The 26,944-nt window shown below is 72.0% G+C and carries 18 protein-coding genes and 1 tRNA gene; 11 read left to right on the top strand and 8 right to left on the bottom strand.

Annotated features, from left to right (window positions below):
- Positions 1-54: 54 nt before the first annotated feature.
- Positions 55-2,748 (top strand): ATP-dependent RNA helicase, encoded by a 2,694-nt coding sequence (locus tag BU197_RS19490; RefSeq protein ID WP_188269559.1) that lies wholly within the window; start codon positions 55-57, stop codon positions 2,746-2,748.
- Here the strand turns inward: BU197_RS19490 and BU197_RS19485 are convergent.
- From BU197_RS19485 to BU197_RS19475, 3 genes are all read right to left on the bottom strand, one after another.
- On the bottom strand, positions 2,732-3,733 hold the full coding sequence (locus BU197_RS19485) for a DUF3068 domain-containing protein (RefSeq protein WP_188269558.1): 1,002 nt from the start codon (positions 3,731-3,733) through the stop codon (positions 2,732-2,734). The genes BU197_RS19490 and BU197_RS19485 overlap by 17 nt on opposite strands.
- 10 nt (positions 3,734-3,743) lie before the next feature.
- Positions 3,744-3,884 carry an SPW_0924 family protein gene (locus BU197_RS19480; protein WP_188269557.1) on the bottom strand — a complete coding sequence of 47 codons (141 nt, stop codon included), beginning with the start codon at positions 3,882-3,884 and terminating at the stop codon, positions 3,744-3,746.
- A 410-nt stretch (positions 3,885-4,294) separates the two neighbouring features.
- Entirely contained in the window at positions 4,295-6,079 is a 1,785-nt protein-coding gene (locus tag BU197_RS19475; protein WP_188269556.1) for a lytic transglycosylase domain-containing protein, read from the bottom strand.
- 238 nt (positions 6,080-6,317) lie between these two features.
- On the opposite strand from BU197_RS19475, the gene BU197_RS19470 reads away from it, so the two are divergent.
- Positions 6,318-7,304, top strand: a complete 987-nt coding sequence (locus BU197_RS19470; protein WP_188269555.1) for a DUF4184 family protein — start codon at positions 6,318-6,320, stop codon at positions 7,302-7,304.
- A gap of 182 nt (positions 7,305-7,486) precedes the next feature.
- Here the strand turns inward: BU197_RS19470 and polA are convergent, their stop codons facing one another.
- Positions 7,487-10,198: a DNA polymerase I gene (gene polA, locus BU197_RS19465; RefSeq protein ID WP_188269554.1), complete on the bottom strand. Its 2,712-nt coding sequence runs from the start codon at positions 10,196-10,198 to the stop codon at positions 7,487-7,489.
- Positions 10,199-10,318: 120 nt separating this feature from the next.
- Between polA and BU197_RS19460 the strand changes: the two genes are divergently transcribed.
- The 7 genes from BU197_RS19460 to BU197_RS19430 all read left to right on the top strand — a co-directional run bounded on the left by BU197_RS19460 (position 10,319) and on the right by BU197_RS19430 (position 19,459).
- Positions 10,319-12,601 carry an FdhF/YdeP family oxidoreductase gene (locus BU197_RS19460; RefSeq protein WP_188269553.1) on the top strand — a complete coding sequence of 761 codons (2,283 nt, stop codon included), beginning with the start codon at positions 10,319-10,321 and terminating at the stop codon, positions 12,599-12,601.
- Positions 12,602-12,651: 50 nt separating this feature from the next.
- Positions 12,652-13,167: a PaaI family thioesterase gene (locus BU197_RS19455; RefSeq protein ID WP_188269552.1), complete on the top strand. Its 516-nt coding sequence runs from the start codon at positions 12,652-12,654 to the stop codon at positions 13,165-13,167.
- Positions 13,168-13,705: 538 nt separating this feature from the next.
- A complete protein-coding gene (locus tag BU197_RS19450) occupies positions 13,706-14,947 on the top strand; it encodes a branched-chain amino acid ABC transporter substrate-binding protein (RefSeq protein ID WP_188269551.1) in 1,242 nt (413 codons plus the stop codon).
- Positions 14,948-15,048: 101 nt separating this feature from the next.
- The gene (locus BU197_RS19445) at positions 15,049-15,978 is read left to right on the top strand and encodes a branched-chain amino acid ABC transporter permease (protein ID WP_188269550.1); all 930 of its coding nucleotides are present in this window, start codon (positions 15,049-15,051) and stop codon (positions 15,976-15,978) included.
- Positions 15,975-17,825, top strand: coding sequence for a branched-chain amino acid ABC transporter permease (locus tag BU197_RS19440; RefSeq protein ID WP_411158507.1), 1,851 nt, complete (start codon positions 15,975-15,977; stop codon positions 17,823-17,825). The genes BU197_RS19445 and BU197_RS19440 overlap by 4 nt, the downstream gene beginning before the upstream one ends.
- A gap of 3 nt (positions 17,826-17,828) precedes the next feature.
- Positions 17,829-18,746: an ABC transporter ATP-binding protein gene (locus tag BU197_RS19435; RefSeq protein WP_188269548.1), complete on the top strand. Its 918-nt coding sequence runs from the start codon at positions 17,829-17,831 to the stop codon at positions 18,744-18,746.
- Positions 18,743-19,459 (top strand): ABC transporter ATP-binding protein, encoded by a 717-nt coding sequence (locus BU197_RS19430; RefSeq protein WP_188269547.1) that lies wholly within the window; start codon positions 18,743-18,745, stop codon positions 19,457-19,459. The genes BU197_RS19435 and BU197_RS19430 overlap by 4 nt, the downstream gene beginning before the upstream one ends.
- A gap of 148 nt (positions 19,460-19,607) precedes the next feature.
- Here BU197_RS19430 and BU197_RS19425 read toward each other — a convergent pair whose 3' ends face one another.
- Positions 19,608-20,261 (bottom strand): ANTAR domain-containing response regulator, encoded by a 654-nt coding sequence (locus BU197_RS19425; protein ID WP_188269546.1) that lies wholly within the window; start codon positions 20,259-20,261, stop codon positions 19,608-19,610.
- A gap of 115 nt (positions 20,262-20,376) precedes the next feature.
- Here BU197_RS19425 and BU197_RS19420 point away from each other — a divergent pair.
- Positions 20,377-20,449, top strand: a tRNA-Leu gene (locus tag BU197_RS19420).
- Positions 20,450-20,522: 73 nt separating this feature from the next.
- Here the strand turns inward: BU197_RS19420 and pyk are convergent.
- A complete protein-coding gene (gene pyk / locus BU197_RS19415) occupies positions 20,523-21,950 on the bottom strand; it encodes a pyruvate kinase (protein WP_188269545.1) in 1,428 nt (475 codons plus the stop codon).
- A gap of 232 nt (positions 21,951-22,182) precedes the next feature.
- Between pyk and BU197_RS19410 the strand changes: the two genes are divergently transcribed.
- Complete coding sequence (locus tag BU197_RS19410; RefSeq protein WP_188269544.1) at positions 22,183-23,985, top strand: bifunctional metallophosphatase/5'-nucleotidase; 1,803 nt, start codon at positions 22,183-22,185, stop codon at positions 23,983-23,985.
- A gap of 10 nt (positions 23,986-23,995) precedes the next feature.
- On the opposite strand, the gene BU197_RS19405 is transcribed toward BU197_RS19410, so the two are convergent.
- Together BU197_RS19405 and BU197_RS19400 are read right to left on the bottom strand one after the other, a co-directional pair.
- Positions 23,996-25,405 carry a lysine N(6)-hydroxylase/L-ornithine N(5)-oxygenase family protein gene (locus BU197_RS19405; protein WP_188269543.1) on the bottom strand — a complete coding sequence of 470 codons (1,410 nt, stop codon included), beginning with the start codon at positions 25,403-25,405 and terminating at the stop codon, positions 23,996-23,998.
- Complete coding sequence (locus BU197_RS19400; RefSeq protein ID WP_188269542.1) at positions 25,402-26,787, bottom strand: pyridoxal phosphate-dependent decarboxylase family protein; 1,386 nt, start codon at positions 26,785-26,787, stop codon at positions 25,402-25,404. Before BU197_RS19400 ends, BU197_RS19405 begins: the two co-directional genes overlap by 4 nt.
- Positions 26,788-26,944 lie beyond the last annotated feature (157 nt).

Below are 26,944 nucleotides of genomic sequence, written 5' to 3'. Positions count from 1 at the left end.
GGGTCCTGTGGATAACGGGACCCACCTTTTTCGCGTCCGTACGAGACTGAGTGCGTGATCCGAAACGACGCACTCGACCTTCTCCCCGTCCGCCATGCCGTCCCCGAGCTGCTGGAAGCGCTCGACCGGCGCGGTGCGGCCGTGCTGTCCGCGCCTCCCGGCACGGGCAAGACGACCCTGGTGCCGCTCGCTCTCGCGGGGCTCATAGGAGAGGGACCGAAGCGGCGGGTCCTGGTGGCCGAGCCGCGCCGGATGGCGGTGCGGGCGGCGGCCCGGCGGATGGCGTGGCTGCTCGGCGAGGAGGTCGGCGGCGCGGTGGGCTTCTCCGTGCGCGGAGAGCGCCGGGCCGGACCGGCGACCCGGGTCGAGGTGGTGACCACGGGCATCCTGCTCCAGCGGCTCCAGCGCGACCCCGAGCTGGCGGGCGTGGACGTGGTCCTGCTCGACGAGTGCCATGAGCGGCACCTCGACGCGGACACGGCGATGGCCTTCCTGGTGGATGTGCGGGCCGCTCTGCGGCCGGAGCTGAAGCTGATCGCCGCGTCGGCGACCAGCGACGCGACCGCGTGGGCGGAGCTGCTGACGGTCCTGGACGGCACGGGGCCCGCGCCGGTGGTGTGGAGCGAGGGCAAGGCGTACGGCTGCGCGGTCCGCTTCGCGGCGCCTCCCCCGGGCATCCGGCCCGCGCACGGCACCTGGGTGGACCCGGCGCTGCTGCGGCACGTGGCGGCGACGGTCCGGCTGGCCCTTGACCGGCACGAGGGGGACGTCCTCTGCTTCCTTCCCGGTACGGGGGAGATCGCGCGGACGGCCGGTCTGCTCGCCGATGTCGACGCGGAGGTCCTCCAGCTGCACGGGCGGGCTCCGGCCGCCGTGCAGGACGCGGTGCTGCGGGGCACGGAGCCCGGCGGGCGGCGCAGGGTGGTGCTCGCCACCTCGGTGGCGGAGTCCAGCCTGACCGTGCCGGGGGTGCGGGTGGTCGTGGACTCGGGTCTCGCGCGCGAGCCGCGCATGGACCACGCCAGAGGTCTTGGCTCGCTCGCGACGGTGACGGTCTCCGAGGCGACGGCGACCCAGCGGCTCGGCCGGGCGGGTCGCGAGGCCTTCGGCACCGTGTACCGCTGTTGGTCGGAGGCGAGCGACGGGGGAAGGCCGCGCTTCCCGTCCCCCGAGATCAAGGTCGCCGATCTGGCGGACTTCGCCCTGCGCGTGGCCTGCTGGGGCGATCCGACGGCGGCAGGGCTCGCCCTGCTCGACCCGCCGCCCGCCGGGCCGATGACGGCGGCCCGTTCGGTCCTCGAATCGGTCGGCGCCGTGGACGCGGCGGGCCGGGCGACGGAGCGAGGGGTACGGCTGTCCCGGCTCGGGCTCCACCCCCGGCTGGGGCGCGCTCTTCTGGACGGTGCGCCGCAGGTCGGGGCGCGGCGGGCGGCGGAGGTGGTGGCGCTGCTCGGCGAGGAGCCGCCGCGCGAGTACGGGGACGACCTGGTGGAGGCCTGGCGCACGGCTCGCCGGGGCACCGACGGGTACGGCGCCCGCTGGAGGACGGAGGTCCGCCGCCTGGAGCGCTCGGCGGGCGAGACGGGGGCTGCGGACCCGGGGGTGGCCGGTGGTTCCGGTCGTGGACGGGACGTCGAGGCGGCTGGGGAGGCCGGTGGGTCCGGGCGCGGGCGGACGACCGACGGGGCCGGTGGGTCCGGGCGCGGGCGGACGACCGACGGGGCAGGCGGTTCGGGTCGCGGGCAGGGGGGCGGTGCGGTCGGTGACGACGTGGCGGCCGGGCTGGTGACCGCGTTGGCCTTTCCCGAGCGGCTGGCGCGGGCCCGGGAGCAGGGCGGCTATCTGATGGTGTCGGGGAGCGGGGCACGGCTGGCCGAGGGCTCCCGGTTGCGGTCCGGGCCGTGGCTGGCCGTGGCGGTGGCGGACCGTACGGCGCGGGACGCCACGGCCCGGGTGCGTCTCGCGGCCGTGGTGGACGAGGACGTGGCGCGGCGGGCGGCGGGGCATCTGCGGTCGACCGGCGAGGAGGTCCGCTGGGAGGACGGGGACGTGGTCGCGCGCTCGGTGGACCGGCTGGGCGCGGTCGAGCTGACGGTACGGCCGCTCGGGGCTCGGGCCGAGCCGGAGCTGGTGCGGGCGGCGCTGCTCGACGGGCTGCGCCGGGAGGGGCTGGGGTTGCTGCGGTGGAGCCGGGAGGCCGGGGAGCTGCGTGAGCGGCTCGCCTTTCTGCACCGGGAGCTGGGCGAGCCCTGGCCGGACGTGGCGGAGGACGGGGCGCTCCTGGACCGGGCCGAGGAGTGGCTTGAGCCCGAGCTGTCCCGGGCCGGTCGCCGGGCCGACCTGGGGCGGATCGACGCGGGCCAGGCGCTGCGGAGACTGCTGCCGTGGGCGTCGGGCGAGGCGGGCCGGCTGGACGAGCTGGCGCCGGAGCGGATCGAGGTGCCGAGCGGATCGAGGATCCGGGTCGAGTACGGCGGTGGGCGGCCGGTGCTCTCCGTGAAGCTCCAAGAGATGTTCGGGCTGGCGCGGACCCCCAGGGTGGCGGGGGTCCCGGTCCTCGTGCACCTGCTCTCCCCCGCCGGGCGGCCGGCGGCGGTGACCGCCGATCTGGCGTCGTTCTGGCGGGACGGCTACCGGGCGGTGCGGGCGGAGCTGCGGGGGCGGTATCCGAAGCACCCGTGGCCGGAGGACCCGGCGGGGGCTCAGCCGACCCGGCATACGAGCGCGCGGCTCAGACGGGAGGGGTGACCGGAGCCAGGGCGGGGGCCGGGGCAGGGGCGGGTCCGTCCGCCGGGCGGCGGGACCGGGCCTCCAGCCAGAAGGAGAGGGAGAGGAGGAGCAGGGCGAGGAGGGCGAGGCTCCAGGGGAGGTAGGAGACGAGCATCAGCACCAGCAGGCGGTTGGAGGCGACGGTCTCGCCGATGCTGTCGAGGTAGTCCTCGCGGATCTTCACATGGCCTTCGAAGACCGTGAGGGTGTCCCGGCCCATCAGCGCCTTGGCGTTGCGGAGTTCCTCCTTGTGGATCTCCTCGCCGTTGACGGGGGCTCCGGTGAGGGGCTCGATCCAGAACATGCGCTTGGTCGTGTACCAGCGGGTGAGGCCCGAGTCGGCGATGATCTGCGGGGTGATGCCCTTGATCGGCATGGTCTTGGGCATGGGGACCTTGGTCCAGGGGACGGTCTGCTCGAAGTAGTAGACCTCCATGCCCCGGAAGGTGCGGGTGCCCGCGTAGTGGATGGGGGCCGAGGTGCGGGTCTGGGCGTCGAAGTACCGGTAGTCCCGTTTCTCGGTGAGGAAGGGGAACTTGAACTCGATGCCCTCGCGCCGGACGGGGTCGCCGTCGACGGATTCGCCGGTGGCGTGGACGGGTTCCTGGGTGTGGGCGTCGAAGATGTACCGCTCGGGTACCTGGGAGACCATCTTCCCGTCGGGGCCGGTGATGTAGGCGAGGGCGTCCCAGACGACGACGTCCTTTCCGGCGTCGCGTTCGACGCGGTGGGACTCCGCCACGTTGCCCTTGAGGGTCTGGAGGATCGTGATCTTGTCGACCTTCCGCGCCTGGAGGGTGGAGTAGTCGAGGAGGGTCGCGGGCTTCGCCTCCAGGACGGTCTCCTGGTACTGGTTCGGCGGGATCTTCGCCAGCCGGGGGAAGGCGTACCAGCGCAGGGTGGGGGCCAGCGCGGCACAGCAGACGGCGAGCGAGAGCAGGACGAGGGCGGCCGGGCGGCGCATGGCGGCCCCCTTACTTCTTGGGGCCGGGGTCGGCGGTCAGCAGGGGCTTGGGCGAGGTGGGGCCGTCGGGCGGCAGATCGACCGTGGAGAGGACGAGGACGATGAGGAGGACTGGGGCGAGTCCGATGGCGGCGGCGACGAGGGCACGCATGGTCGGCCTCCCGGGCGTGATCTGATGAGTCGTCAGGGAGGGGGCACCGTAGCAACGCGCCCGTGAGATGAGAACACGTCGTACCGCTGGGCCGTCTCCGGTGGCACGCGACGGCGGCACGGGAGTTGTCCGGAGGAGTCCGGCCGGTGCCAAGGCGGTCTCCGGCCGGCGTTCGGAGGAGTTCGGTGGCACTCGACGGTCTCCGGTCGGCGTTCGGCGGTGGCCGCCTGCGCCCGGCGGTGTTCGGCCGCACTCGGCGGCGGTGGCCTGAGGTGTCCTGCGGAGTCCGGCCGGGGGAGGTCCGGCGGCGCTCCGGGCGACGGCGCTCGACGACGATCCGGGTGGGAAAAGCGAAGCGCCGCCCCCTCGCCCGGGTGGGGCGGAGGAGCGGCGCGATGGACGCGGGTCGGTCAGGCCGACGGAGAGGGGGAAGCCGACGCGGAGGGGGAGGCGGAGGGTGTGGCCTCGGACGAGCCGCCGCCGGAGGGCGTCGGGTCCGGGGTGGGCGGCGCCGTGACCGTCAGCTTGACCTCGGTGCCGACACCGCCGGACGTGGTCAGCCGCAGCACGTACTCACCGGGCTTGTCGCCCGCGAAGAGTTCGGGGAGGGTGATCAGGCCGTTCTCGTCGGTGGTGACAGTCAGCGTCCGCAGCGGGGCGCCCGCTCCGTCCTTGAAGTACGGGGCGTCGGCACCGCTCCCGGTGGCGGCGATCTCGGCGGTGACGACGACACCGGGGGTGGCCTTGCCCTCGCCGGTGGCCTTCACCTGCACCCGCTGTTCGAAGGCGCTGCCGGAGGCGGCCGTCAGGAGGTCGCCGCCGACGCGGACGAGGGTGTCCGCGGAGCGCGCGGTGACGGTCGCGGAGAACTCGGCGGCGTCCAGGGTGCGGCCCACGACGGTGGCCTTGATCGTGAACGGCCCGGTCTTCTCGCCCGCCCGCAGCACGGGGGCGGCGGCGATGCCCGCCGGACCCGTGGTGACGGTGGCGGTGGTGGCGCCGCCGGTGAAGCGGGCGTCGGTGCCGTCGGCGATCTCGAAGCGGACGGAGACACCCGCGACCGGGCCGCCGGACGCGTCGAGCGCGGCGACGGCAGGGGACTTGGCGAAGGCACTGCCCGCGGACGCGGTGAGTTCGCCGGTCGCCACCTTCGAGAGCTTCGCGACCTTGGCGGTGGGCGGCATGGTCGGCTTCGTCGGCGGGGTCACCGGCGGCTTGACCGGAGGCTTCGGCGTGGTCGGCGGCGGGGTGGCCCCCGAGGAACCGCCGGGCTTCGGCGCGGGGGGTGTCGTGGGGGGCGTCGTGACCGGGGGCACCGGGAAGGTGGTGGCGGGGTGGTCGCCCTTGCCCCGGTTGTCGCTGCGGTCGACCGGCAACACGCCCGTGCCGTCCGGGACCTGGTGGGTGCCGCGCCGGTAGTACTCGAACCAGGAGAGGACCGTGTGCAGGTACTCGGTCGATTGGTTGTAGCTGAGGATCGCCTTGTCGAGATCGCTCTTGAGGGCGAGGTCGCGGTCGTTGGCGCAGAGGTAGAGTCCGGCCGCCTGCGCCGCGTCGTAGATGTTGTTCGGGTCCTTCTTCCCGTCGCCGTTGGCGTCCTGGCCCCAGGTGGCCCAGGTGGACGGGATGAACTGCATCGGGCCGACGGCGCGGTCGTGGACGGGGTCGCCGTCGTAGGCGCCGCCGTCGGTGTCGGAGATGTTGGCGAACCCGTTGCCGTTGAGCGCCGGTCCGAGGATCGGCTGGAAGGTGGTGCCGTTGGCGTCGACCTTGCCGCCGCCCGCCTGTCCCGACTCCACCTTGCCTATGCCCGCGAGCAGTTGCCAGGGCAGGTGGCAGGCCGGATCGGTCGCGCGTATCGCCTGCTCGGCGCGCTGATAGGCGGCGAGTACGGTCGCGGGTATGCCGGCCTCGGCGGGGCCGGTGATGACCGGCGGCGTGACGGCGGACGCCCCGGCCTTCGGGGAGTTCAGTGGCGGCAGGTCCAGGAAGTACGGCGAATCGCCGGTGGCCGAGCCCTCGTCGGCCGCGGGCAGGGTGTCCCCGGCGCCGACGGCGCGGTCGCCGCCCGCGTTGTCGGTGGGCGGGGCGACGGTCTCCGGAGCCTGTGAGGCGGCGAGCGCGGCGACCGCCGCGGCCACCACCGCACCGCTGGTGGCTCCCCTGCGCAGCCTGCGGCCCAAATGCGCTGACATGTCCGTGGTCCCTTCCCCCTCTATTTCGGCCACGCGCTCCCCGCGGGTGGCTCCTGGCGACCCTATGTCAACTCCGGCCCACCGGGCACCGGCCCATGACCCTGTTTCACGGTTTCGTCACCTCCCGGCCGCCTCCCGGGGCAGCCGGGGCGGGAACCGGGAGAACGGCCCCTGCCCTCTGGGACGATGGCCGTCCGCGTACGGTGGCCGTCACCACCGGACCCTGGGGGAGCCTCCGTTGCCGTTCACGCTCAGCCATGCCGCCGCCGTGCTGCCCGCACTGCGACGGGACGGGACCGCGCACGGCCCTCTGGTCGCCTGCGCGCTCGTCGCGGGTTCGTTCGCGCCCGACATGGCCTACTTCGCCGCGACGGCCTTCCCCGGGGCGATGGCCTTCGGCGATGTCACGCACTCCCCCGTCGGCATCGTCACGGCCGATGTGCTGATCACTGCGGTGCTCGTCGGACTCTGGCTGACGGTACGGGAGCCGCTGGCCGCGCTGCTGCCCGCCCGGTGGCGCGGGCGGGTGTACGGCCTCGTGCGGGGCCGCCCGTGGCGCGAGCGGCGGCCCGCCTCGCTCGCGGGCTGGTTCGGGCTCTCCGCCGTCCTCGGCTCGACCACCCATGTGGGGTGGGACTCCTTCACCCACGTCGACCGCTGGGGCACCCGCGCGATCCCCTTCCTCGGCGAGGCCGTGGCCGGGCTCCCCGTCTATCTGTACGCGCAGTACGGGAGTTCGGCGCTGGCCCTGGGGCTGCTCGGCTGGTGTCTCGCGCGGGCGGCGCGCACACCGGGGCCGGGCGTGGGGCTTCCGCCCGGGGTGCCGGTCCCGGGCCGCCGGGGGCGGTTCCTCGCCCTCGGGCTGATCGGCGGCTGCGCCCTCGCCGGGGTCGCCCACCGGGTGCTGCGCTGGGCCGCGTACTGGGGATGGGACCGGATCGAGACGCCCCGCGACATCATTCCGACGGCCTGCTTCGGGGCGGGCGCGGGGCTCGCCGTCGGACTCGTGCTGTACGGGACGGGGGCGCGGCTGCTCGCCGGGCGCCGACGCCCGTCCGGGCCCGGCTCCGGCTCCGGCTCCGGCTCCAGCCCCGGGCCCGGCTCCGTAGAGCAGCAAGGCACGGGACCACAGGAGCCCCCCGCTGCCCCGGCCGCCAACGCCTCCGCTCCGGCGGCGACAGCACGTATCCCCCTGCCGGACCGCTCCCACCAGGGAACCCCCTGACCTCACCTGGCTCACTTGGCCCACCCGGCCCCTCAGACCCGACGGCCCCGGCCCGACAGCCCCACCGCCCAATCGCGGGCCCGGCCGCCCCACGTGCTCACCCCGTCCCGTCCCGTACCGACACCAAGGGCCGGGCCCCCGACCGGTCGAGGTCGGGGGTCCGGCCCTTGGCGGCGGGAAGGTCAGTGCGCGGCGGAGTCCCAGTCGTGGCCCACGCCGACGGAGACGTCGAGGGGGGCGCGCAGGTCGAAGGCGGCCGACATCTGCTCGCGGACCAGGGCCTCGACCCGCTCGCGCTCGCCCGGCGCGATCTCCAGGACGATTTCGTCGTGGACCTGGAGGAGCATCCGGGAGGCCAGGCCCGCCTCGGTCAGCGCCTGGTCGACCTTGAGCATGGCGACCTTGACGATGTCGGCGGCCGTGCCCTGGATCGGGGCGTTGAGCGCCATCCGCTCGGCGGCCTCGCGGCGCTGGCGGTTGTCGCTGTTGAGGTCGGGCAGATAGCGGCGGCGGCCGAGCATCGTCTCCGTGTACCCGGTGGCGCGGGCCTCGTCGACGACCCGGTGCAGATAGTCCCTGACTCCGCCGAAGCGCTCGAAGTAGGTGTCCATCAGGCCGCGGGCCTCGCCCGGGTCGATGTTCAGCTGCTGGGAGAGCCCGAAGGCCGAGAGGCCGTAGGCGAGGCCGTACGACATGGCCTTGATCTTGCGGCGCATCTCGGGGTCGACGGCGGACCGCTCGACGCCGAAGACCTGGGAGGCGACGGTGGTGTGCAGGTCCTCGCCGGAGGTGAAGGCCTCGATGAGGCCCTCGTCCTCGGAGAGGTGGGCCATGACGCGCAGCTCGATCTGGCTGTAGTCGGCGGTCATGAGGGACTCGAAGCCCTCGCCGACGACGAAGCCGTGCCGGATGGCGCGGCCCTCGTCCGTCCGCACCGGCACGTTCTGAAGGTTGGGGTCCGTGGAGGAGAGACGGCCGGTGGCGGCGGTGGTCTGGCTGAAGGTGGTGTGGATGCGCCCGTCGGCCGCGACGGTCTTGATCAGGCCCTCGACGGTGGAGCGCAGCCGGGCCTGCTCGCGGTGGCGGAGCATGATCACGGGCAGGTCGTGCTCGGTCTGCTCGGCGAGCCAGGCCAGCGCGTCGGCGTCGGTGGTGTAGCCGGTCTTGGTCTTCTTGGTCTTCGGCAGGTTCAGCTCGCCGAAGAAGACCTCCTGGAGCTGCTTGGGCGAGCCCAGGTTGAACTCGTGGCCGACGGAGGAGTGGGCCTCCTTCACGGCCTGCTGCACGGCCCCGGCGAACTGCTGCTCCAAGGCCTCCAGGTGCTCGCGGTCGGCGGCGATGCCGTGCCGCTCCAGGCGGGCGAGGAGGGCGGAGGTGGGCAGCTCGACGTCGTGCAGCAGTTCGCGGGCGCCGACCTCGCCGAGCCGCTCGTCGAAGGCCCCGGCGAGGTCGAGGATGGCCCGCGCCTGGGTCATGAGGGCCTCGGCCTCCGCGGTCTCGTCGGCGCCGAAGGCGAGTTGCCCGTCGGCCGCGGCGGCGGGGGCCAGCTCGCGGGCGAGGTATTCGACGGAGAGCGCGTCGAGGGCGAAGGAGCGCCGGCCGGGCTTGACCAGGTACGCGGCGAGGGCGGTGTCCATGGTGACGCCCGCGACGCGCCAGCCGTGCTCGGGGAAGACCCGCATGGCGCCCTTGGCGTTGTGCAGGACCTTGGGGCGGTCGGGGTCGGAGATCCAGGCGGCCCAGGCCCGCTCGTCGGCCTCGTCGAGCGCGCTGGGCTCGAACCAGGCGGCGGGGCCTTCGGCGGTGGCGAGGGCGATCTCGCTGACGTTCCCCGCGCCGAGCGCCCAGCTGTCGACGGTGGCGACGCCGAGGGGGGCGGTGCCGTGCTCGGCGAGCCAGGGGGCCAGCTCGCCTGCGCCGAGGACGGTGCCGTCGATCGCGACGCCCTCGGCGGGCGCCGGAGGGGCGTCCTCGGCGGCGCCCGGGTCGACGGCGAGGAGCCGCTCGCGCAGCGAGGGGTTGCGGATCTCCAGGGTGTCGAGGACGAGGGCGACGGCCTTGCGGTCGTACGGCTCGCGGGCCAGCTCGGCGACGCCCTTGGGCAGCTCGACGTCCCGGACCATCTCGGTGAGGACGCGGTTGAGCTTGACCGCCTCCAGGTGGTCGCGGAAGTTCTGTCCGGCCTTGCCCTTGACCTCCTCGGCGCGCTCGACCAGCTCGGCGAAGGAGCCGAACTGGTTGATCCACTTGGCGGCGGTCTTCTCGCCGACGCCGGGGATGCCGGGGAGGTTGTCCGACGGGTCGCCGCGCAGGGCCGCGAAGTCGGGGTACTGCGAGGGCGTGAGGCCGTACTTCTCCTGGACCTTCTCCGGGGTGAAGCGGGTCAGCTCGGAGACGCCCTTGGTGGGGTAGAGCACGGTGGTGTGGTCGGTGACCAGCTGGAAGGAGTCCCGGTCGCCGGTGACGATGAGGACGTCGAAGCCCTCGGCCTCGGCCTGGGTGGCGAGGGTGGCGATGATGTCGTCCGCCTCGAAGCCTTCGACGGCGAAGCGCGGGGCGTGCATGGCGTCGAGCAGCTCGCCGATCAGCTCGACCTGCCCCTTGAACTCGTCGGGGGTCTTGGAGCGGTTCGCCTTGTACTCGGGGAACTCCTCGGACCGCCAGGTCTTGCGGGACACGTCGAAGGCGACCGCGAAGTGCGTGGGCGCCTCGTCACGGAGCGTGTTCGCCAGCATCGAGGCGAATCCGTAGATCGCGTTCGTCGGCTGTCCGGTCGCGGTGGTGAAGTTCTCCGCGGGCAGCGCGAAGAACGCCCGGTACGCGAGCGAGTGCCCGTCCATGAGCATCAGGCGGGGGCGGGTGTCTGCGGGGTTCTTCGATGCTGTCTCTGCCACATGACGATCCTGCCACGGACCACCGACAATCCCGTCCACGCCGCCGGGGTGCCCCGTTGTCGGTGGTGCGTGACAGGATCGATGTGTACGCCGCAGGACACTGCCCCGAGGGAGAGCGTGATGGTCAGGAAGCCGCCGACCGGTGACCCGGTCCAGGACGCACCGCAGGTCACGCCGCCGCAGCACGCCGCCGCCGGACTGCCCGCGATCGGGCACACCCTGCGGATGGCGACGGAGCAGATGGGCGCGGCGCGCACCGCGCGGACACTGCTCAGGGTCAACCAGAAGGACGGCTTCGACTGCCCCGGCTGCGCCTGGCCGGAGGGGGACAAGCGGCATGTGGCGGAGTTCTGCGAGAACGGGGCGAAGGCGGTCGCCGAGGAGGCGACGCTGCGCCGGGTGACCCCGGAGTTCTTCGCGGCGCATCCGGTGGCGGAGCTCGCGGAGCGCAGCGGGTACTGGCTGGGGCAGCAGGGCCGGATCACCGAGCCGGTGTACCTGCCGGAGGGCGGCGAGCGGTACGAGCCGGTGACCTGGGAGCGCGCCTTCGAGATTCTCGCGGAGGAGCTGCGGGCGCTCGACTCTCCGGACGAGGCGCTCTTCTACACCTCGGGGCGGACGAGCAACGAGGCGGCGTTCCTGCTTCAGCTCTTCGCCCGCGAGTTCGGCACCAACAACCTGCCGGACTGTTCCAACATGTGCCACGAGTCCTCGGGCTCGGCCCTGACGGAGACGATCGGCGTCGGCAAGGGCAGTGTCTCCCTGGAGGATCTGCACCAGGCCGATCTGATCGTCATCGCGGGGCAGAACCCGGGGACGAACCACCCCCGGATGCTCTCGGCCCTTGAGAAGGCGAAGGCGGCGGGGGCGCGGATCATCTCGGTGAATCCGCTGCCGGAGGCGGGTCTGGAGCGGTTCAAGAATCCGCAGACCCCGCAGGGCATGCTCAAGGGCGCCCCGCTCACGGATCTGTTCCTCCAGATCCGGATCGGCGGCGACCAGGCGCTGTTCCGGCTGCTCAACAAGCTGGTCCTGGAGACGCCTGGGGCGGTCGACGAGGAGTTCGTCCGTACGCACACGCAGGGGTTCGAGGAGTTCGCCGCCGCCGCGTCGGGGGCGGAGTGGGAGGAGACGCTCGCCGCGACGGGTCTTGAGCGGGCGGAGATCGAGCGGGCCCTGGAGATGGTGCTCGCCTCGGAGCGGACGGTGGTCTGCTGGGCGATGGGGCTGACGCAGCACAAGCACGCGGTGCCGACCATCCGCGAGCTGGTCAACTTCCTTCTGCTGCGGGGGAACATAGGCCGTCCTGGCGCCGGGGTGTGTCCGGTGCGCGGCCATTCGAACGTGCAGGGCGACCGCACGATGGGGATCTTCGAGCGTCCCCCGGCCGCCTTCCTCGACGCCCTGGACAAGGAGTTCGGGATCGTCTCGCCGCGTCACCACGGTTTCGACGTGGTGCGGTCGATCCAGGCGCTGCGCGACGGCCGGGCGAAGGTGTTCTTCGCGATGGGCGGCAACTTCGTGGCGGCGACGCCCGACACGGAGGTGACGGAGGCGGCGATGCGCCGGGCTCGGCTGACCGTGCACGTGTCGACGAAGCTGAACCGTTCGCACGCGGTCACGGGCGGGCGCGCGCTGATCCTGCCGACGCTCGGCCGTACGGACAAGGACGTGCAGCGGGGCGGCAGGCAGTTCGTGACGGTCGAGGACTCGATGAGCAAGGTGCACGCCTCGCGCGGCAATCTGCCGCCCGCGAGTCCCCATCTGCTGTCGGAGCCGGCGATCGTGGCCCGTCTCGCCCGCGCCGTCCTCGGTGCCGGATCGGCCACACCCTGGGAGGAGTTCGAGGCGGACTACGGCACGATCAGGGACCGGATCGGGCGGGTGGTGCCCGGTTTCGAGGACTTCAACGCGCGTCTGGCGGCGGACTCCGGCGGTTTCACGCTGCCGCACGGTCCCCGGGACGAGCGCCGGTTCCCGACGGCGTCCGGCAAGGCCCATTTCACGGCGGCTCCGGTGGAGTTCCCCCGGGTGCCCGAGGGGCGGCTGCTGCTCCAGACGCTGCGCTCGCACGACCAGTACAACACCACGGTCTACGGCCTGGACGACCGTTACCGGGGCATCCGGAACGGGCGCCGGGTGGTCCTGGTCCATCCGGCGGACGCGGCGGCGCTCGGCTTCGCGGACGGGGCGTACGCGGATCTGGTGAGCGAGTGGACGGACGGCAGCGAGCGGCGGGCGCCCGGCTTCCGGGTGGTGCACTATCCGACCTCCCGCGGATGCGCGGCCGCCTACTACCCGGAGACGAACGTGCTGGTGCCGCTGGAGTCGACGGCCGATGTCAGCAACACCCCCGCGAGCAAGTCCGTGATCGTCCGTCTGGAACAATCGCCGTCCGCCTAAGCGTTTGCTCAGGCGCGTGAGATCCAGACGAGGATGAACGGAGCCTGGCCATGGGCGAGCAGCAGGACGTGAAGTTCCCGCCGGAGGTCGTCGAGGAGTACGCGGCGCTCGGTGTCGACCTCCCGGCGCTCTTCTCCGCGGGACACCTGGGAGAGCGGATGGGCGTCCGGATCCTGGAGGCCTCGGCCGAGCGGGTCGTGGGCACCATGCCGGTGGAGGGCAACACCCAGCCTTACGGCCTGCTGCACGGGGGTGCGTCGGCGGTGCTCGCCGAGACGCTGGGCTCGGTCGGCTCGATGCTGCACGGCGGGCCCTCCCGGGTCGCGGTGGGCGTGGATCTGAACTGCACCCATCACCGGGGCGTGCGCGACGGCCTGGTGACCGGCGTGGCGACCCCGGTGCACCGCGGGCGGTCGACGGCGACGTACGAGGTCGTGATCACCGACGAGGAGGGGCGGCGCGTCTGCTCGGCGCGGCTGACCTGTCTGCTGCGTGAGGTGACCGGCAAGGAGGCGACGCCGATGCCCGGCGCGGGCGGGTCCGCGGGGGCGGGCGCGGAGGTCTGAGCGGCGCCTGACCAGCGGCGGGGCCCCTGAGGGGCAAGGAGGGGGCGGCACCTGCGGGTGCCGCCCCCTCCGGCGTTCCCGCCCCGGTTTTCGTCACTCTGCGTCACTTCGGCCGGGGGTCGGGCAGGGAGAACCGGAGGGGCCGGTTCGTCCGCTCAGCTTTCCGCCGCTGTCCGATATCCGGATAGTCCGCTGAGCGGACCGTCAGTACCAAGAATCGCTCAAGCCCCTTAGCGGAACTGGGAGTTCTCGCGAGGCGAACGACGCCCAACGATCCCCTATGTCCCGGTTTTCCCCGTCGCCACGCACGCGGTTTCCCTGTCGGCATAACAAGACAGTCACATCATGTGCCCGCCGCTCCCCGACCCTCCCCACCTGCGCTTAGAGTCACCGCCAGTCACCGCGCCGCCGGGCGCGTTCTACTGCACGGCCCTGTACCAACCCCAGTACGGCCCGGCGTATCACCACGGCGCCCCTTGCTCCGCAGCTTCACGGCACCGCCTCGCTCGAGGGGGCCGCGCCAGGGAAAGGACCCTTCGTGCGAAACCGTTCGTTGCTCATACTCACCACCGCGGTCACCGCGGGAGCGCTCACGCTCACCGCCTGTGGTTCGCGTGACGACAAGGGCGGCGCCGCCGAGAACGGCGACGGTGGCGGCGTCACCGTGACCATCGGTCTCGACGCCCCCCTGACCGGTGAGCTGTCCGCCCTCGGCCTCGGCATCAAGAACTCGGCCGACCTCGCGGTCAAGACGGCCAACAAGAAGGCCTACGTCAAGGGCGTGACCTTCAAGCTGGAGGTCCTGGACGACCAGGCGCAGCCCTCCTCCGGCCAGCAGAACGCGACCAAGCTCGTCGCCGACAAGACCGTCCTCGGCGTGGTCGGCCCGCTGAACTCCGGTGTCGCCGAGTCGATGCAGAAGGTCTTCGACGACGCGAAGCTGACACAGGTCTCCCCGGCCAACACCAACCCGTCGCTTTCGCAGGGCCCCAACTGGGCCGCCGGTGACAAGAAGCGCGGCTACAAGTCGTACTTCCGTACCTCCACCACCGACGCCATCCAGGGCCCGTTCGCGGCCCAGTACGTCTTCAAGGACGCCAAGAAGACCAAGGCGTTCATCATCGACGACAAGAAGACCTACGGCGCCGGTCTCGCGGGCACCTTCAAGGGCGAGTGGGAGAAGCTCGGCGGCAAGGTCGTCGGCACCCAGCACATCGACCCGGACACCAAGGACTTCTCCGCGGTCGCCACCCAGGTCAAGAGCTCCGGCGCGGACGTCGTCTACTACGGTGGCGAGTACCCCGCCGCCGGTCCGCTGGCGAAGCAGATCAAGGAGGCGGGCGCGAAGGTCACCGTCGTCGGCGGTGACGCGCTCTTCAGCCCCGAGTACGTGAAGCTGGCGGGTGCCCCCGCGGCCGAGGGCGACATCGCCACCTCCGTCGGCGCCCCGATCGACAGCCTCGACTCCGCCAAGGAGTTCCTGGCCAACTACAAGGCCGCGAACTACAAGGAGGCCTTCGAGGCCTACGGCGGCTACTCCTACGACTCCACCTGGTCGATCATCGAGGCCGTCAAGAAGGTCGTGGACGGCAACGAGGGCAAGCTGCCCGACGGTGCCCGCGCCAAGGTCGTCGAGGCCATGCAGGGCGTCTCGTTCCAGGGCGTGACCGGCGCCGTCTCCTTCGACGAGTTCGGTGACACCACCAACAAGCAGCTGACCGTCTACCAGGTCAAGGGCGGCGCCTTCAAGCCCGTCAAGTCCGGCACCTTCGGCGGCTGATCCGCCCCACCCGACTCACCTGCAAGCTCACCGCGCGGGGGGCCGCCCACTCGGCGCCCCGCGCGGTGTCATACCCGTCGAAAGTCTCGGAGGACAATGCGGTGAACGAACTGCCGCAGCAGCTGGTCAACGGCCTGCTACTGGGATCCATGTACGGGCTGATCGCCGTCGGCTACACGATGGTCTACGGCATCGTCCAGCTCATCAACTTCGCCCATGGCGAGATCTTCATGACCGGCGGCTTCGGCGCCCTGACGGTCTGGCTCCTGCTGCCAGGCGGCACCACCATGTGGGTGGCGCTACCCCTCATGATCATCGGTGCCGTGATCGTCTCGACGACCATAGCCGTCGGAGCGGAACGTTTCGCCTACCGTCCGCTCCGCGGCGGTCCACGGCTCGCGCCGCTCATCACGGCCATCGGCCTCTCGCTCGCCCTCCAGTACGCCGTCTGGGTCGCCTACCCGGAGGCGAAGTCCGCCCGCACCTTCCCGCAGATCCCCGGCGGCCCGATCGAACTCGGCTCCGTCACCATCCAGACCGGCGACGTCTTCCTGCTCGTCGCCGCCCCGATCTGCATGGCCTTCCTCGCCTTCTTCGTGATGCGCACCCGCACCGGACGCGGTATGCAGGCCACGGCGCAGGACCCGGACACCGCGAAGCTCATGGGCGTCAACACCGACCGGATCATCGTGATCGCGTTCGCCCTCGGCGCCGTGTTCGCCGCCGTCGGCGCCGTCGCGTACGGCCTCAAGTACGGCGTCGTCGACTACAAGATGGGCTTCCTCCTCGGGCTCAAGGCGTTCACCGCCGCCGTCCTCGGCGGCATCGGCAACATCTACGGCGCCATGATCGGCGGCCTCGTCCTCGGCATCGCCGAGACCATGGCGACCGCCTACATCGACCGGATCCCCGGTATGGAGCAGCTCGGCGGCCAGTCCTGGGCCAACGTCTGGGCCTTCGTACTCCTCATCGTCGTCCTCCTCGCCAGGCCACAGGGCCTGCTCGGCGAGCGCGTCGCGGACAGGGCGTGAGCACCATGACCAGCATCCCCGAGAACCCCCAGGCACCTTCGGGCGCGGAGTCCGCGAAGGCCGTCGACCGCGGTCTCCTCGGCTTCATGCCCGAGCGGACCGCCCGTCTCCTCACCCTCGTCGGCACCCTGCTGACCGTGGTGAGCTGCTTCCTCTCCTGGACGTGGACCGCCCGCTTCCCCGGCGACCTCACCGTGGTCGGCTATCCGGGCGGGCTCCAGCTCCAGGTCCTGGCGACCAGCCTGCTCACCACCCTGTTCCTCCTCTCCTCGTACGGCGTCAAGGGCCTTGGCTGGCTGACCCCGGCCGGCGCGGACGGCGCGATCAAATTCGGCGTGCTGGCCACCTTCGGCACCGCCTGGTTCACCGTCGCCGCGATCAGCATCGAACTCGGCGGCCCGGTCAACCTGGAGCCCGGCGGCTTCCTGCTCGCGGTGGCCACCCTGCTCAGCCTGCTCAGCGCCCTGAACCTGCCCTTCACCCGTCCGGACGTCCTTCCGGTCGACCCCGAGGACACCGGCTGGGACCAGTTCAAGCAGCGGACGAGCAACAACTGGGCCACCTTCAAGGCCTCCTTCTCCGCCCCGCACCCGGCCCGGCCGCTTCCGGCGCTGCCGTCCGCCGTCGAGATCCTGATCATCGCGGGCGTCCTGGCCGTGGCGCTCGGCGTCTTCACGTACGGCATCGGCACCGAGTACGACGAACTGTTCCTCGGCTTCCTGATCACGGCCGGTCTCGGCTTCGCGGCGGTCAGCTCCTCCGGTCTCCTCCAGCAGGCGACCCGGCTCACCGGCAAGCACCAGAACCTGTCCATCGCGGGCGCGTTCATCGCGGCGGCGCTCTTCCCGTTCACCCAGACCGACGACCAGTACGCGACGCTCGGCGTGTACATCCTGATCTTCGCCACGGTCGCCCTCGGTCTGAACATCGTCGTCGGTCTCGCCGGTCTGCTCGACCTCGGATACGTCGCCTTCCTCGGCGTCGGCGCCTACGCGGCGGCCCTCGTCTCCGGCGCCCCGACCTCCCCGTTCGGCGTGCATCTGCCCTTCTGGGCCGCGATGCTGGTCGGCGCGGCGGCCTCGCTGGTCTTCGGCGTCCTGATCGGCGCCCCGACCCTGCGGCTGCGCGGCGACTACCTGGCCATCGTGACCCTCGGCTTCGGTGAGATCTTCCGCATCGCCGTGATGAACACCGACGGCACCTCGGGACCGGACATCACCAACGGTTCCAACGGCATCGCGTCCATCCCGAACCTGGACATGTTCGGGTTCGACTTCGGCCAGCCGCACTCCATCGCCGGATTCACCATCGGCCGCTTCGCCAACTACTTCTTCCTGATGCTGCTGATCATGGCGGTCGTCGTGCTCGTCTTCCGGCGCAGTGGCGACTCCCGCATCGGGCGTGCCTGGGTCGCCATCCGCGAGGACGAGACGGCCGCGCTCGCGATGGGCATCAACGGCTTCCGGGTGAAGCTGATCGCCTTCGCGCTCGGTGCCGGTCTCGCCGGTCTCGCCGGTACGGTGCAGGCCCACGTCACCTACACGGTGACCCCGGAGCAGTACCTCTTCGCCGGTCCCATCCCGCCCAACTCCGCCTTCCTGCTCGCGGCCGTGGTCCTCGGCGGCATGGGCACCATGAGCGGTCCGCTGATCGGCGCGGCGCTGCTGTTCCTCATCCCGAACAAGCTCCAGTTCATGGGCGAGTACCAGCTCCTCGCCTTCGGCATCGCCCTCGTGCTGATCATGCGCTTCCGGCCGGAGGGCATCGTGGCCGACCGCCGTCGCCAGCTCGAATTCCACGAACACGACGAGATCCCGGCCGCGACGCCCGCCAAGGCAGGTGCCTGAACCATGACGACCACCACCAAGACGGCCGGGGCCACCCCCGCGCCCGCCGCCGGAGAGACCGTGCTCGACGCGCGCGGGGTCACCATGCGCTTCGGCGGTCTGACCGCCGTACGCGATGTGGACCTCACCGTGAACAGCGGCGAGATCGTCGGTCTCATCGGCCCCAACGGCGCCGGGAAGACCACCTTCTTCAACTGCCTGACGGGTCTGTACGTGCCCACCGAGGGCGAGGTCCGCTACAAGGGCCGGGTCCTGCCGCCGAAGTCCTTCAAGGTCACCGCGGCCGGCATCGCCCGTACCTTCCAGAACATCCGTCTCTTCAACAACATGACGGTCCTGGAGAACGTCCTCGTCGGGCGGCACACCCGGACCAAGGAGGGCCTCTGGTCGGCCCTGCTCCGGGGGCCCGGCTTCAAGCGGGCCGAGGCCGCGTCCGAGCGGCGGGCCATGGAACTCCTGGAGTTCATCGGCCTCCAGGACAAGGCCCGGCACCTCGCCAAGAACCTGCCCTACGGCGAGCAGCGCAAGCTGGAGATCGCCCGCGCCCTCGCGAGCGACCCGGGTCTGATCCTGCTCGACGAGCCGACGGCGGGCATGAACCCGCAGGAGACCCGGGCGGCGGAGGAACTCATCTTCGCCATCCGGGACATGGGCATCGCCGTGCTCGTCATCGAGCACGACATGCGGTTCATCTTCAACCTGTGCGACCGGGTCGCCGTGCTCGTCCAGGGGCAGAAGCTGATCGAGGGCGACAGCCAGACCGTCCAGAGCGACGAGCGGGTCATCGCCGCGTACCTCGGCGAGCCCGTCGAGGCGGACGCACCACGGCCGAAGGCCCCCGCGCCCGACGCCCCGGAGGCCGGGACCGCCGACGAGGACACCCCGCAGGACCCCGGTCCGGGCAAGGAGAACGACGCATGACCGCACTGCTCGAAGTCGAGGACCTGCGCGTCGCGTACGGGAAGATCGAGGCCGTCAAGGGCATCTCCTTCTCCGTCGACGCCGGTGAGGTCGTCACCCTCATCGGCACCAACGGCGCCGGGAAGACCACCACCCTGCGGACCCTCTCCGGGCTCCTCAAGCCGGTCGGCGGACAGATCAGGTTCGAGGGCAAGTCCCTCCGCAAGATCCCCGCGCACAAGATCGTCTCGCTGGGCCTGGCCCACTCCCCCGAGGGCCGGCACATCTTCCCCCGGATGACGATCGAGGAGAACCTGCTCCTCGGCGCCTTCCTGCGGAAGGACAGCGCGGGCATCGCCCGGGACGTCCAGCGCTCCTACGACCTCTTCCCGATCCTGGGCGAGCGGCGCAAGCAGGCGGCGGGCACCCTCTCCGGCGGTGAGCAGCAGATGCTCGCCATGGGCAGGGCGTTGATGTCCCAGCCGAAGCTGCTCATGCTCGACGAGCCCTCCATGGGCCTTTCGCCGATCATGATGCAGAAGATCATGGCGACGATCGCGGAGCTGAAGGAGCAGGGCACCACGATCCTGCTCGTCGAGCAGAACGCGCAGGCCGCGCTCGCGCTCGCGGACCACGGGCACGTCATGGAGATCGGCAGGATCGTGCTGTCGGGCACGGGCCGGGACCTGCTCACCGACGAGTCCGTCCGCAAGGCCTACCTCGGCGAGGACTGAGCCCGGGTACGGAGGGCGAGGCCCGCGCCCGGGTACGGGGGGCGGGGGCCGAGCCCCGGTACGGAAAGGCGGGACGGAACGCGCGGAGGCCCGCCCCACGGTGTCGTGGGGCGGGCCTCCGTCGTAGGCGGGCCGAAGGGGCCGGGCCCTACTGGCCCTTGGCCGCCTTCTTCTCCTCGGCGTCCTCGATGACGGCCTCGGCGACCTGCTGCATCGACATGCGGCGGTCCATCGAGGTCTTCTGGATCCAGCGGAAGGCGGCCGGCTCGGTCAGCCCGTACTGGGTCTGGAGGACCGACTTGGCGCGGTCCACCAGTTTGCGGGTCTCCAGCCGCTGGGAGAGGTCGGCGACCTCCTTCTCCAGGGCGCGCAGTTCGGCGAAGCGGGAGACGGCCATCTCGATGGCCGGCACGACGTCGCTCTTGCTGAACGGCTTCACCAGGTACGCCATGGCACCGGCGTCACGGGCCCGCTCGACCAGCTCGCGCTGTGAGAAGGCGGTGAGCATGAGGACCGGGGCGATGGATTCGCCCGCGATCTTCTCGGCGGCCGAGATGCCGTCGAGGACGGGCATCTTCACGTCGAGGATGACGAGGTCGGGGCGGTGCTCACGGGCGAGTTCGACGGCGGTTTCGCCGTCCCCGGCCTCACCGACGACGGTGTAGCCCTCTTCCTCCAGCATCTCTTTCAGATCGAGGCGGATGAGCGCCTCGTCCTCGGCGATGACGACACGGGTCGTCAGCGGCGGGACGTGGGGCGCCTCTGCGTCGTCGGCGGGCTGGGGCGACTCGGGGGCGGTCACGCGGGCTCCTCGTTCGATGGCCTCGTTCCGAGGCGGATACAGCTCCCCATGAGCCTACCCACCTCCTGTAAAGTAGGGACACGGCGGGTGATCACCGACCTTCGTTTCGAAGGATGCCCCGGTAGCCCAGCGGAAGAGGCAGTGGTCTCAAACACCATACAGCGTGGGTTCGAATCCCACCCGGGGCACTTTACCTTGGATTCCAAGGTCTGAGACGAGTGGTCCGTTCTGCTGGTCCCGCCACCCGACCGCCGTCCCCGGCTAGTTCAGGGCCTCTCCGATGTGATGGACCCGGACGAGATTCGTCGAGCCCGCGACACCCGGCGGGGAGCCCGCCGTGATGACCACGATGTCCCCCTTGCGGCAGCGCCCGATCCGCAGCAGCTCCTCGTCCACCTGGGCCACCATCGCGTCCGTCGAGTCGACCTGAGGGCCGAGGAAGGTCTCCACGCCCCACGTCAGATTGAGCTGCGAGCGGGTCGCCGGGTCCGGGGTGAAGGCGAGCAGCGGGATCGGCGAGCGGTAGCGGGAGAGACGCCGGACGGTGTCGCCGGACTGCGTGAAGGCCACCAGGAACTTCGCGCCCAGGAAGTCGCCCATCTCGGCGGCGGCTCGGGCCACCGCGCCGCCCTGGGTGCGGGGCTTGCTCCGCTCGGTCAGCGGTGGCAGCCCCTTGGCGAGGACGTCCTCCTCCGCCGCCTCGACGATCCGGCTCATGGTGCGCACGGTCTCGACGGGGAAGCGGCCGACGCTGGTCTCGCCGGAGAGCATCACGGCGTCGGTGCCGTCGATGACGGCGTTGGCGACGTCGGACGCCTCGGCGCGGGTGGGCCGGGAGTTGTCGATCATCGAGTCCAGCATCTGGGTGGCGACGATGACCGGCTTGGCGTTCCGCTTGGCGAGCTTGACCGCGCGCTTCTGGACGATCGGCACCTGCTCCAGGGGCATTTCCACGCCCAGATCGCCTCGGGCGACCATGATGCCGTCGAAGGCGGCGACGATCTCCTCGATGTTCTCGACCGCCTGCGGCTTCTCGATCTTGGCGATGACGGGCAGCCTGCGCCCCTCCTCGTCCATGATCCGGTGCACGTCCTCGATGTCCCGGGCGCTGCGGACGAAGGAGAGGGCGATGACGTCGGCGCCGATCCGCAGCGCCCAGCGCAGGTCCTCGATGTCCTTCTCGGAGAGGGCGGGGACGGAGACCGCGACGCCCGGCAGGTTGAGCCCCTTGTGGTCGGAGACCATGCCGCCCTCGATGACCAGGGTGTTCACCCGGGGTCCCTCGACGGAGACGACCTCCAGGGTGACGCGCCCGTCGTCGACGAGGATGCGCTCGCCGGGGCTCACGTCGGTGGCGAGACCGGCGTAGGTGGTCCCGCAGCAGTGCCGGTCGCCCTCCATCGGCTCGACGCTGATGGCGAACTCGTCGCCGCGTTCAAGGAGTACGGGCCCCTCGCGGAAACGGCCGAGCCGGATCTTCGGGCCTTGAAGGTCGGCGAGGACTCCGATGTTGCGGCCCGTCTCGCCGGAAGCCTTGCGGACGCGCTGATAGCGCCCCTCGTGCTCGGCGTACGACCCGTGGCTGAGGTTGAAGCGGGCCACGTCCATACCGGCCTCGATCAATGCCTTGATCTGGTCGTACGTCTCGGTGGCGGGCCCCAGGGTACAAACGATTTTCGCTCGGCGCATGGTGACGACCCTAGGGCTTACCCATCAGTAGCGAGTTGGCGGGACATGACTACTCAACAACCTTTCAGTGAAAGGCTGTTGACAAGTCTTGAATCTGTGCGGCGGGGTGCTCCGATGAGCGATTTTTCACCTGGGAGACCTGGTGCCGGGCACCTCCCGTGGTCCAGAATCTACGCGCGTCGTGCGGCCGGACCAGGCCGGAACCGACGCCGTCGAACCAAGGAGAGATCACATGCCGTTGAACCGCCGGACGTTCCTGGGGAGTTCCGTCGCCGCCGGGGCCGGAGCCGCCCTGGCCACCGGAGCCGCCACCCCCGCCGAGGCCCACGGCCCCGGCCCAGGCCCCCGGCCGGCCAAGCGGTACTCCTTCACCGTGATGGGCACCACCGACCTGCACGGCAACGTCTTCAACTGGGACTACTTCACGGACCAGGAGTTCGACGACAAGGCCCACAACGACGTCGGCCTCGCCAAGATCTCCACCCTCGTCGACCGGGTCCGCGCCGCGAGGGGCCGCCGCAACACCCTCCTCATCGACGCGGGCGACACCATCCAGGGCACCCAGCTGTCGTACTACTACGCCCGGGTCGACCCGATCACCGCCCGCCGCGGCCCCGTCCACCCGATGGCCCAGGCCATGAACGCCATCGGCTACGACGCCGCCGCCCTCGGCAACCACGAGTTCAACTACGGCATCCCGCTGCTCCGCGCCTTCGAGGAGCAGTGCGACTTCCCGCTGCTCGGCGCCAACGCCCTCGACGCGAAGAGCCTGCGCCCGGCCTTCGCCCCGTACAGCATGCACCGGCTGCGCACCCCGCACGGCAAGGACGTCCGGGTCGCGGTCCTCGGGCTCACCAACCCCGGCATCGCCATCTGGGACAAGGCGAACGTCGAGGGGCGGATGGTCTTCCCCGGTCTGGAGGAGCAGGCCGCGAAGTGGGTGCCCAAGCTGCGCTCCATGGGCGCCGACGTGGTCGTCGTCTCCGCGCACTCCGGCACCGGCGGCACCTCCTCCTGGGGCGACCAGCTCCCCTACGTGGAGAACGCGGCGGCCCTCGTCGCCGAGCAGGTCCCCGGCATCGACGCGATCCTCGTCGGCCACGCGCACAACGAGATCCCCGAGTACCGGGTCGTCAACAAGGCCACCGGCAAGGAGGTCGTCCTCTCCGAGCCGCTGAAGTGGGGCCAGCGCCTCACCCTCTTCGACTTCGACCTGATGTGGGAGAAGGGCCGCTGGACCGTCGAGAAGACCACGGCCCAGGTCCTGAACTCCAACACCGTGCCCGAGGACCCGAGGATCACCGGGCTCCTCTCCGACGAGCACCGCGAGGTCGTCGCCTACGTCAACCAGACGATCGGCACCTCCACCGCCCTCATGACCACGGCCGAGGCCCCGTGGCGGGACGAGCCGATCATCGACCTGATCAACGTCGTGCAGACCGAGACCGTGCGGGCGGCCCTCGCGGGCACCGCCCACGCCGCCCTCCCGGTCCTCTCCCAGGCCTCCTGCTTCTCCCGCACCGCCCGCTTCCCCGCCGGTCCCGTCACCCTCAAGGACGCCGCCGGGCTCTACCCCTTCGAGAACACCCTGGAGGCCCGGCTGATGACGGGCGCCCAGCTCAGGGAGTACCTGGAGTACTCGGCGAAGTACTACGTCCGGACCCCGGCGGGCGCGCCCGTCGACACCGCGAACCTCACCAACGCCGACAACACCCCGGACTACAACTACGACGCCGTCTCCGGGCTCACGTACGACATCGACATCGCCCAGCCGGTGGGGAAGCGGATCGTCGGCCTGTCCTTCGAGGGCAGGCCGATCGATCCGGCCGCGCGGTTCGTGCTCGCGGTCAACAACTACCGGGCCAACGGCGGCGGTGCCTTCCCGCACGTCGCCAGGGCCGAGCAGCTGTGGGCCGACTCCGACGAGATCCGCAACACCATCATCCAGTGGGTGCGGGCCAAGGGCACGGTCGACCCCACGCGGTTCGCCTCGGTGGACTGGCGGCTGACCCGGGACGGCGTCCCGGTCTTCTGAGCCGCGCCCCTCACCGCACGAGAGGCGTCAGCTTCCGGTCCTGGGCCGGGACGCCCGGCGCCTCTCGCTCCTCCAGACCGAACCGGGTGAAGGCCGTCCTGCGCGGCAGCGGATACGGCTCCTTGCCGGTGACCGCGTTCAGGATGGTCGCGCTGCGCCAGGCGGCGAGACCGAGATCGGGGGCGCCGACGCCATGGGTGTGCCGCTCGGCGTTCTGCACGAAGACGGAGCCGGTCACCGCCGGGTCGAGGACCAGCCGGTAGCGCTCGTCGATCGCCGCGCGCCCCTGGGAGTCGCGCCGCAGATACGGGTCGAGCCCGGCCAGCATCCCGTCGAGCGGGCGCTCCCGGTAGCCGGTCGCGAGGACCACGGCGTCGGTGGTGAGCCGGGAGCGGGTGCCCTGCTGGAGGTGCTCCAGATGCAGCTCGACCCGGGTGGTGGCGACCCGGCCCGCCGTACGGACCCCGACCCCGGGGGTGAGGACGGCGTCCGGCCAGCCGCCGTGCAGGGTGCGCCGGTACAGCTCCTCGTGGATGGCGGCGATCGTGTCCGCGTCGATGCCCTTGTGCAACTGCCACTGGCGGGGCACGAGTTCGCCGCGCACCGACTCGGGCAGGGAGTGGAAGTAGCGGGTGTAGTCGGGGGTGAAGTGTTCGAGGCCCAGCTTGGAGTACTCCATCGGGGCGAAGGCCTCGGTGCGGGCCAGCCAGTGGATCCGCTCGGCCCCCTCGGGGCGGGACCTGAGCAGGTCGAGGAAGACCTCGGCGCCGGACTGGCCGGAGCCGATGACGGTGACGTGCCCGGCGGCCAGCAGGGTCTCGCGGTGCGCGAGGTAGTCCGCCGCGTGCAGGACGGGGACGCCGGGGGCCTCGGCGAGCGGCCGCAGGGACTCGGGGACGTAGGGCTCGGTGCCGACGCCGAGGACCACGTGCCGGGTGTGCGCGCGGCCCAGCGCCTCCGCCTCGCCGTCCGGGTCGAGCTGGGTGAAGTCGACCTCGAACAGGCCCCGTCCGGGGTTCCAGCGGACCGAGTCGACCTGGTGGCCGAAGCGGAGCCCGGGGAGCCGTTCGCTGACCCAGCGGCAGTAGGCGTCGTACTCGGCGCGCCGGATGTGGAACCGCTCGGCGAAGTAGAACGGGAAGAGGCGCTCGCGGCCCTTCAGGTAGTTGAGGAAGCTCCAGGGGCTGGCCGGGTCGGCCAGGGTCACCAGATCGGCGAGGAAGGGCACCTGGAGGGTGGCGCCCTCGATGAGGAGGCCCGGGTGCCAGTGGAAGGCCTGCCGCTGCTCGTAGAAGGCGGTGGCGAGTCCGCCGGGGACGCCGTCCGCGAGGGCGGCGAGGGAGAGGTTGAAGGGGCCGATGCCGACGCCCACCAGATCGTGGGGCCGGTCGAGGTCGTCCTTGGGGGTGCTGCCGGTCATCGGGGGGTGCTGCCTTCCACGAGGGTGATGAGCTGGGCCAGATCGGCGGGGGTGGCGTACGGGTTGAGCAGGGTGGCCTTGAGCCAGAGCCGCCCGCCGGCCTCCGCCCGGCCCAGGACGGCGCGGCCGTCGGCGAGCAGGGCCCGGCGGATCGCGGTGACGTCGGCGTCGGGGGCGTCGCGCGGGCGGAAGAGGACGGTGGTGAGGACCGGCCGGGCCCGCAGCTCAAGGACCGGGCTCTTCTCCACCAGATCGGCCAGGTCCCGGGCCAGGTCGGCGCAGGCGTCGACGAGCGCGCCGAGCCCGTCCCTGCCCAGCGCCCGCAGGGTCACGGCGGTCTTGAGGACGTCGGGGCGGCGGGTGGTGCGCAGGGAGCGGCCGAGGAGGTCGGGCAGTCCCGCCTCGGTGTCGTCGCCCGCGTTGAGGTAGGCGGCGGTGTGGCCGAGGGCGGCGAGGTCGGCCGTGTCGGCGACGGCGAGGAGTCCGGCGGCGGCCGGCTGCCAGCCGAGTTTGTGCAGGTCGACGGTGACGGTGCGGGCCCGGTCCAGTCCGTCGAGGAGCGGGCGGAGGCTACGGCTGAAGAGGGCGGGGCCGCCGTAGGCCGCGTCGACGTGGAAGGTGGCGGCGTGGGTCTCGCAGACGTCGGCGAGGGCCGGGAGGGGGTCGATGACGCCCTCGTCGGTGGTCCCGGCGGTGGCGGCGACGAAGACGGGGCCGGGGTCCGCCGGGGCGGCGAGGGCCTCGGCGAGGGCGGCCGGGTCGAGGGTGCCGCGCGGGGTGGGGAGCACCAGGGGCGCGGGGAGGCCGAGGAGCCAGGCCGCGCGGGTGAGGGAGTGGTGGGCGTTGGCCCCGACGACGGTGCGGAGGGCGGGACCGTGGCGCTCCCTGGCGAGGAGCAGGGCCAGCAGGTTGGACTCGGTGCCGCCGGTCGTGGTGAGCGCGTCGGGGCGGGCGGCGGCCGGGAAGACCTCGGCGGCGAGGGCGGCCGTGACCCGGGCCTCCAGGGCAGAGGCGGCGGGTGCCTGGTCCCAGGAGTCCAGGGACGGGTTGAGGGCCGAGGCCGCCAGGTCGGCGGCGGCGGCGAGGGCGAGGGGCGGGGTGTGCAGATGGGCGGCGCAGAGCGGGTGCGCGGGGTCGGCGGCTCCGGCGGCGAGGGCCCGTACGAGGGTGCCGAGGGCCTCGCGGGGTCCGGTCCCGCTCTCGGGAAGCGCGTCCCCGAGCCCGTCCGCCCGCCGGGCCACCGCCCCGGGCCCGCCGGCCGGGAGGGGCCCGCCGCGCTCCCGGGCCCCGGCGCCCAGGGCGTCGAGAACGGTGTCCAGAAGGGGCCGGAGGGCATCGGCACCGGCGATGCCTCCGGCGAGGGGTGGAGCTGCGGCACACATGGACGGCAGGCTGCCGGTGCCGGTGGCCGTTTGTCCGGGAAACCGAGGGTTGTTACCCGAACGGGGGATGGGGGGCTTGTGTGGGGGGCGGGGGGCGGTCCGGGGGCGGGCGCGGCCGGGGCGGGGCCGGGGCCGGCCCGGGGAACGGCCGGGGCCG

Source organism: Streptomyces sp. CBMA291, assembly GCF_014596525.1.
Classification (GTDB): Bacteria; Actinomycetota; Actinomycetes; order Streptomycetales; family Streptomycetaceae; genus Streptomyces.
This window is presented reverse-complemented; position numbering and strand designations above follow the sequence as displayed.

Excerpts from the sequence above, each read along its gene's own strand:
- BU197_RS19485 (WP_188269558.1), bottom strand. The coding sequence starts at position 3,733 with ATGCGCCGCCCGGCCGCCCTCGTCCTGCTCTCGCTCGCCGTCTGCTGT.
- BU197_RS19480 (WP_188269557.1), bottom strand. The coding sequence starts at position 3,884 with ATGCGTGCCCTCGTCGCCGCCGCCATCGGACTCGCCCCAGTCCTCCTC.
- BU197_RS19475 (WP_188269556.1), bottom strand. The coding sequence starts at position 6,079 with ATGTCAGCGCATTTGGGCCGCAGGCTGCGCAGGGGAGCCACCAGCGGT.
- BU197_RS19460 (WP_188269553.1), top strand. The coding sequence starts at position 10,319 with ATGGTCAGGAAGCCGCCGACCGGTGACCCGGTCCAGGACGCACCGCAG.
- BU197_RS19455 (WP_188269552.1), top strand. The coding sequence starts at position 12,652 with ATGGGCGAGCAGCAGGACGTGAAGTTCCCGCCGGAGGTCGTCGAGGAG.
- BU197_RS19435 (WP_188269548.1), top strand. The coding sequence starts at position 17,829 with ATGACGACCACCACCAAGACGGCCGGGGCCACCCCCGCGCCCGCCGCC.
- BU197_RS19430 (WP_188269547.1), top strand. The coding sequence starts at position 18,743 with ATGACCGCACTGCTCGAAGTCGAGGACCTGCGCGTCGCGTACGGGAAG.
- pyk (WP_188269545.1), bottom strand. The coding sequence starts at position 21,950 with ATGCGCCGAGCGAAAATCGTTTGTACCCTGGGGCCCGCCACCGAGACG.
- BU197_RS19410 (WP_188269544.1), top strand. The coding sequence starts at position 22,183 with ATGCCGTTGAACCGCCGGACGTTCCTGGGGAGTTCCGTCGCCGCCGGG.
- BU197_RS19405 (WP_188269543.1), bottom strand. The coding sequence starts at position 25,405 with ATGACCGGCAGCACCCCCAAGGACGACCTCGACCGGCCCCACGATCTG.
- BU197_RS19400 (WP_188269542.1), bottom strand. The coding sequence starts at position 26,787 with ATGTGTGCCGCAGCTCCACCCCTCGCCGGAGGCATCGCCGGTGCCGAT.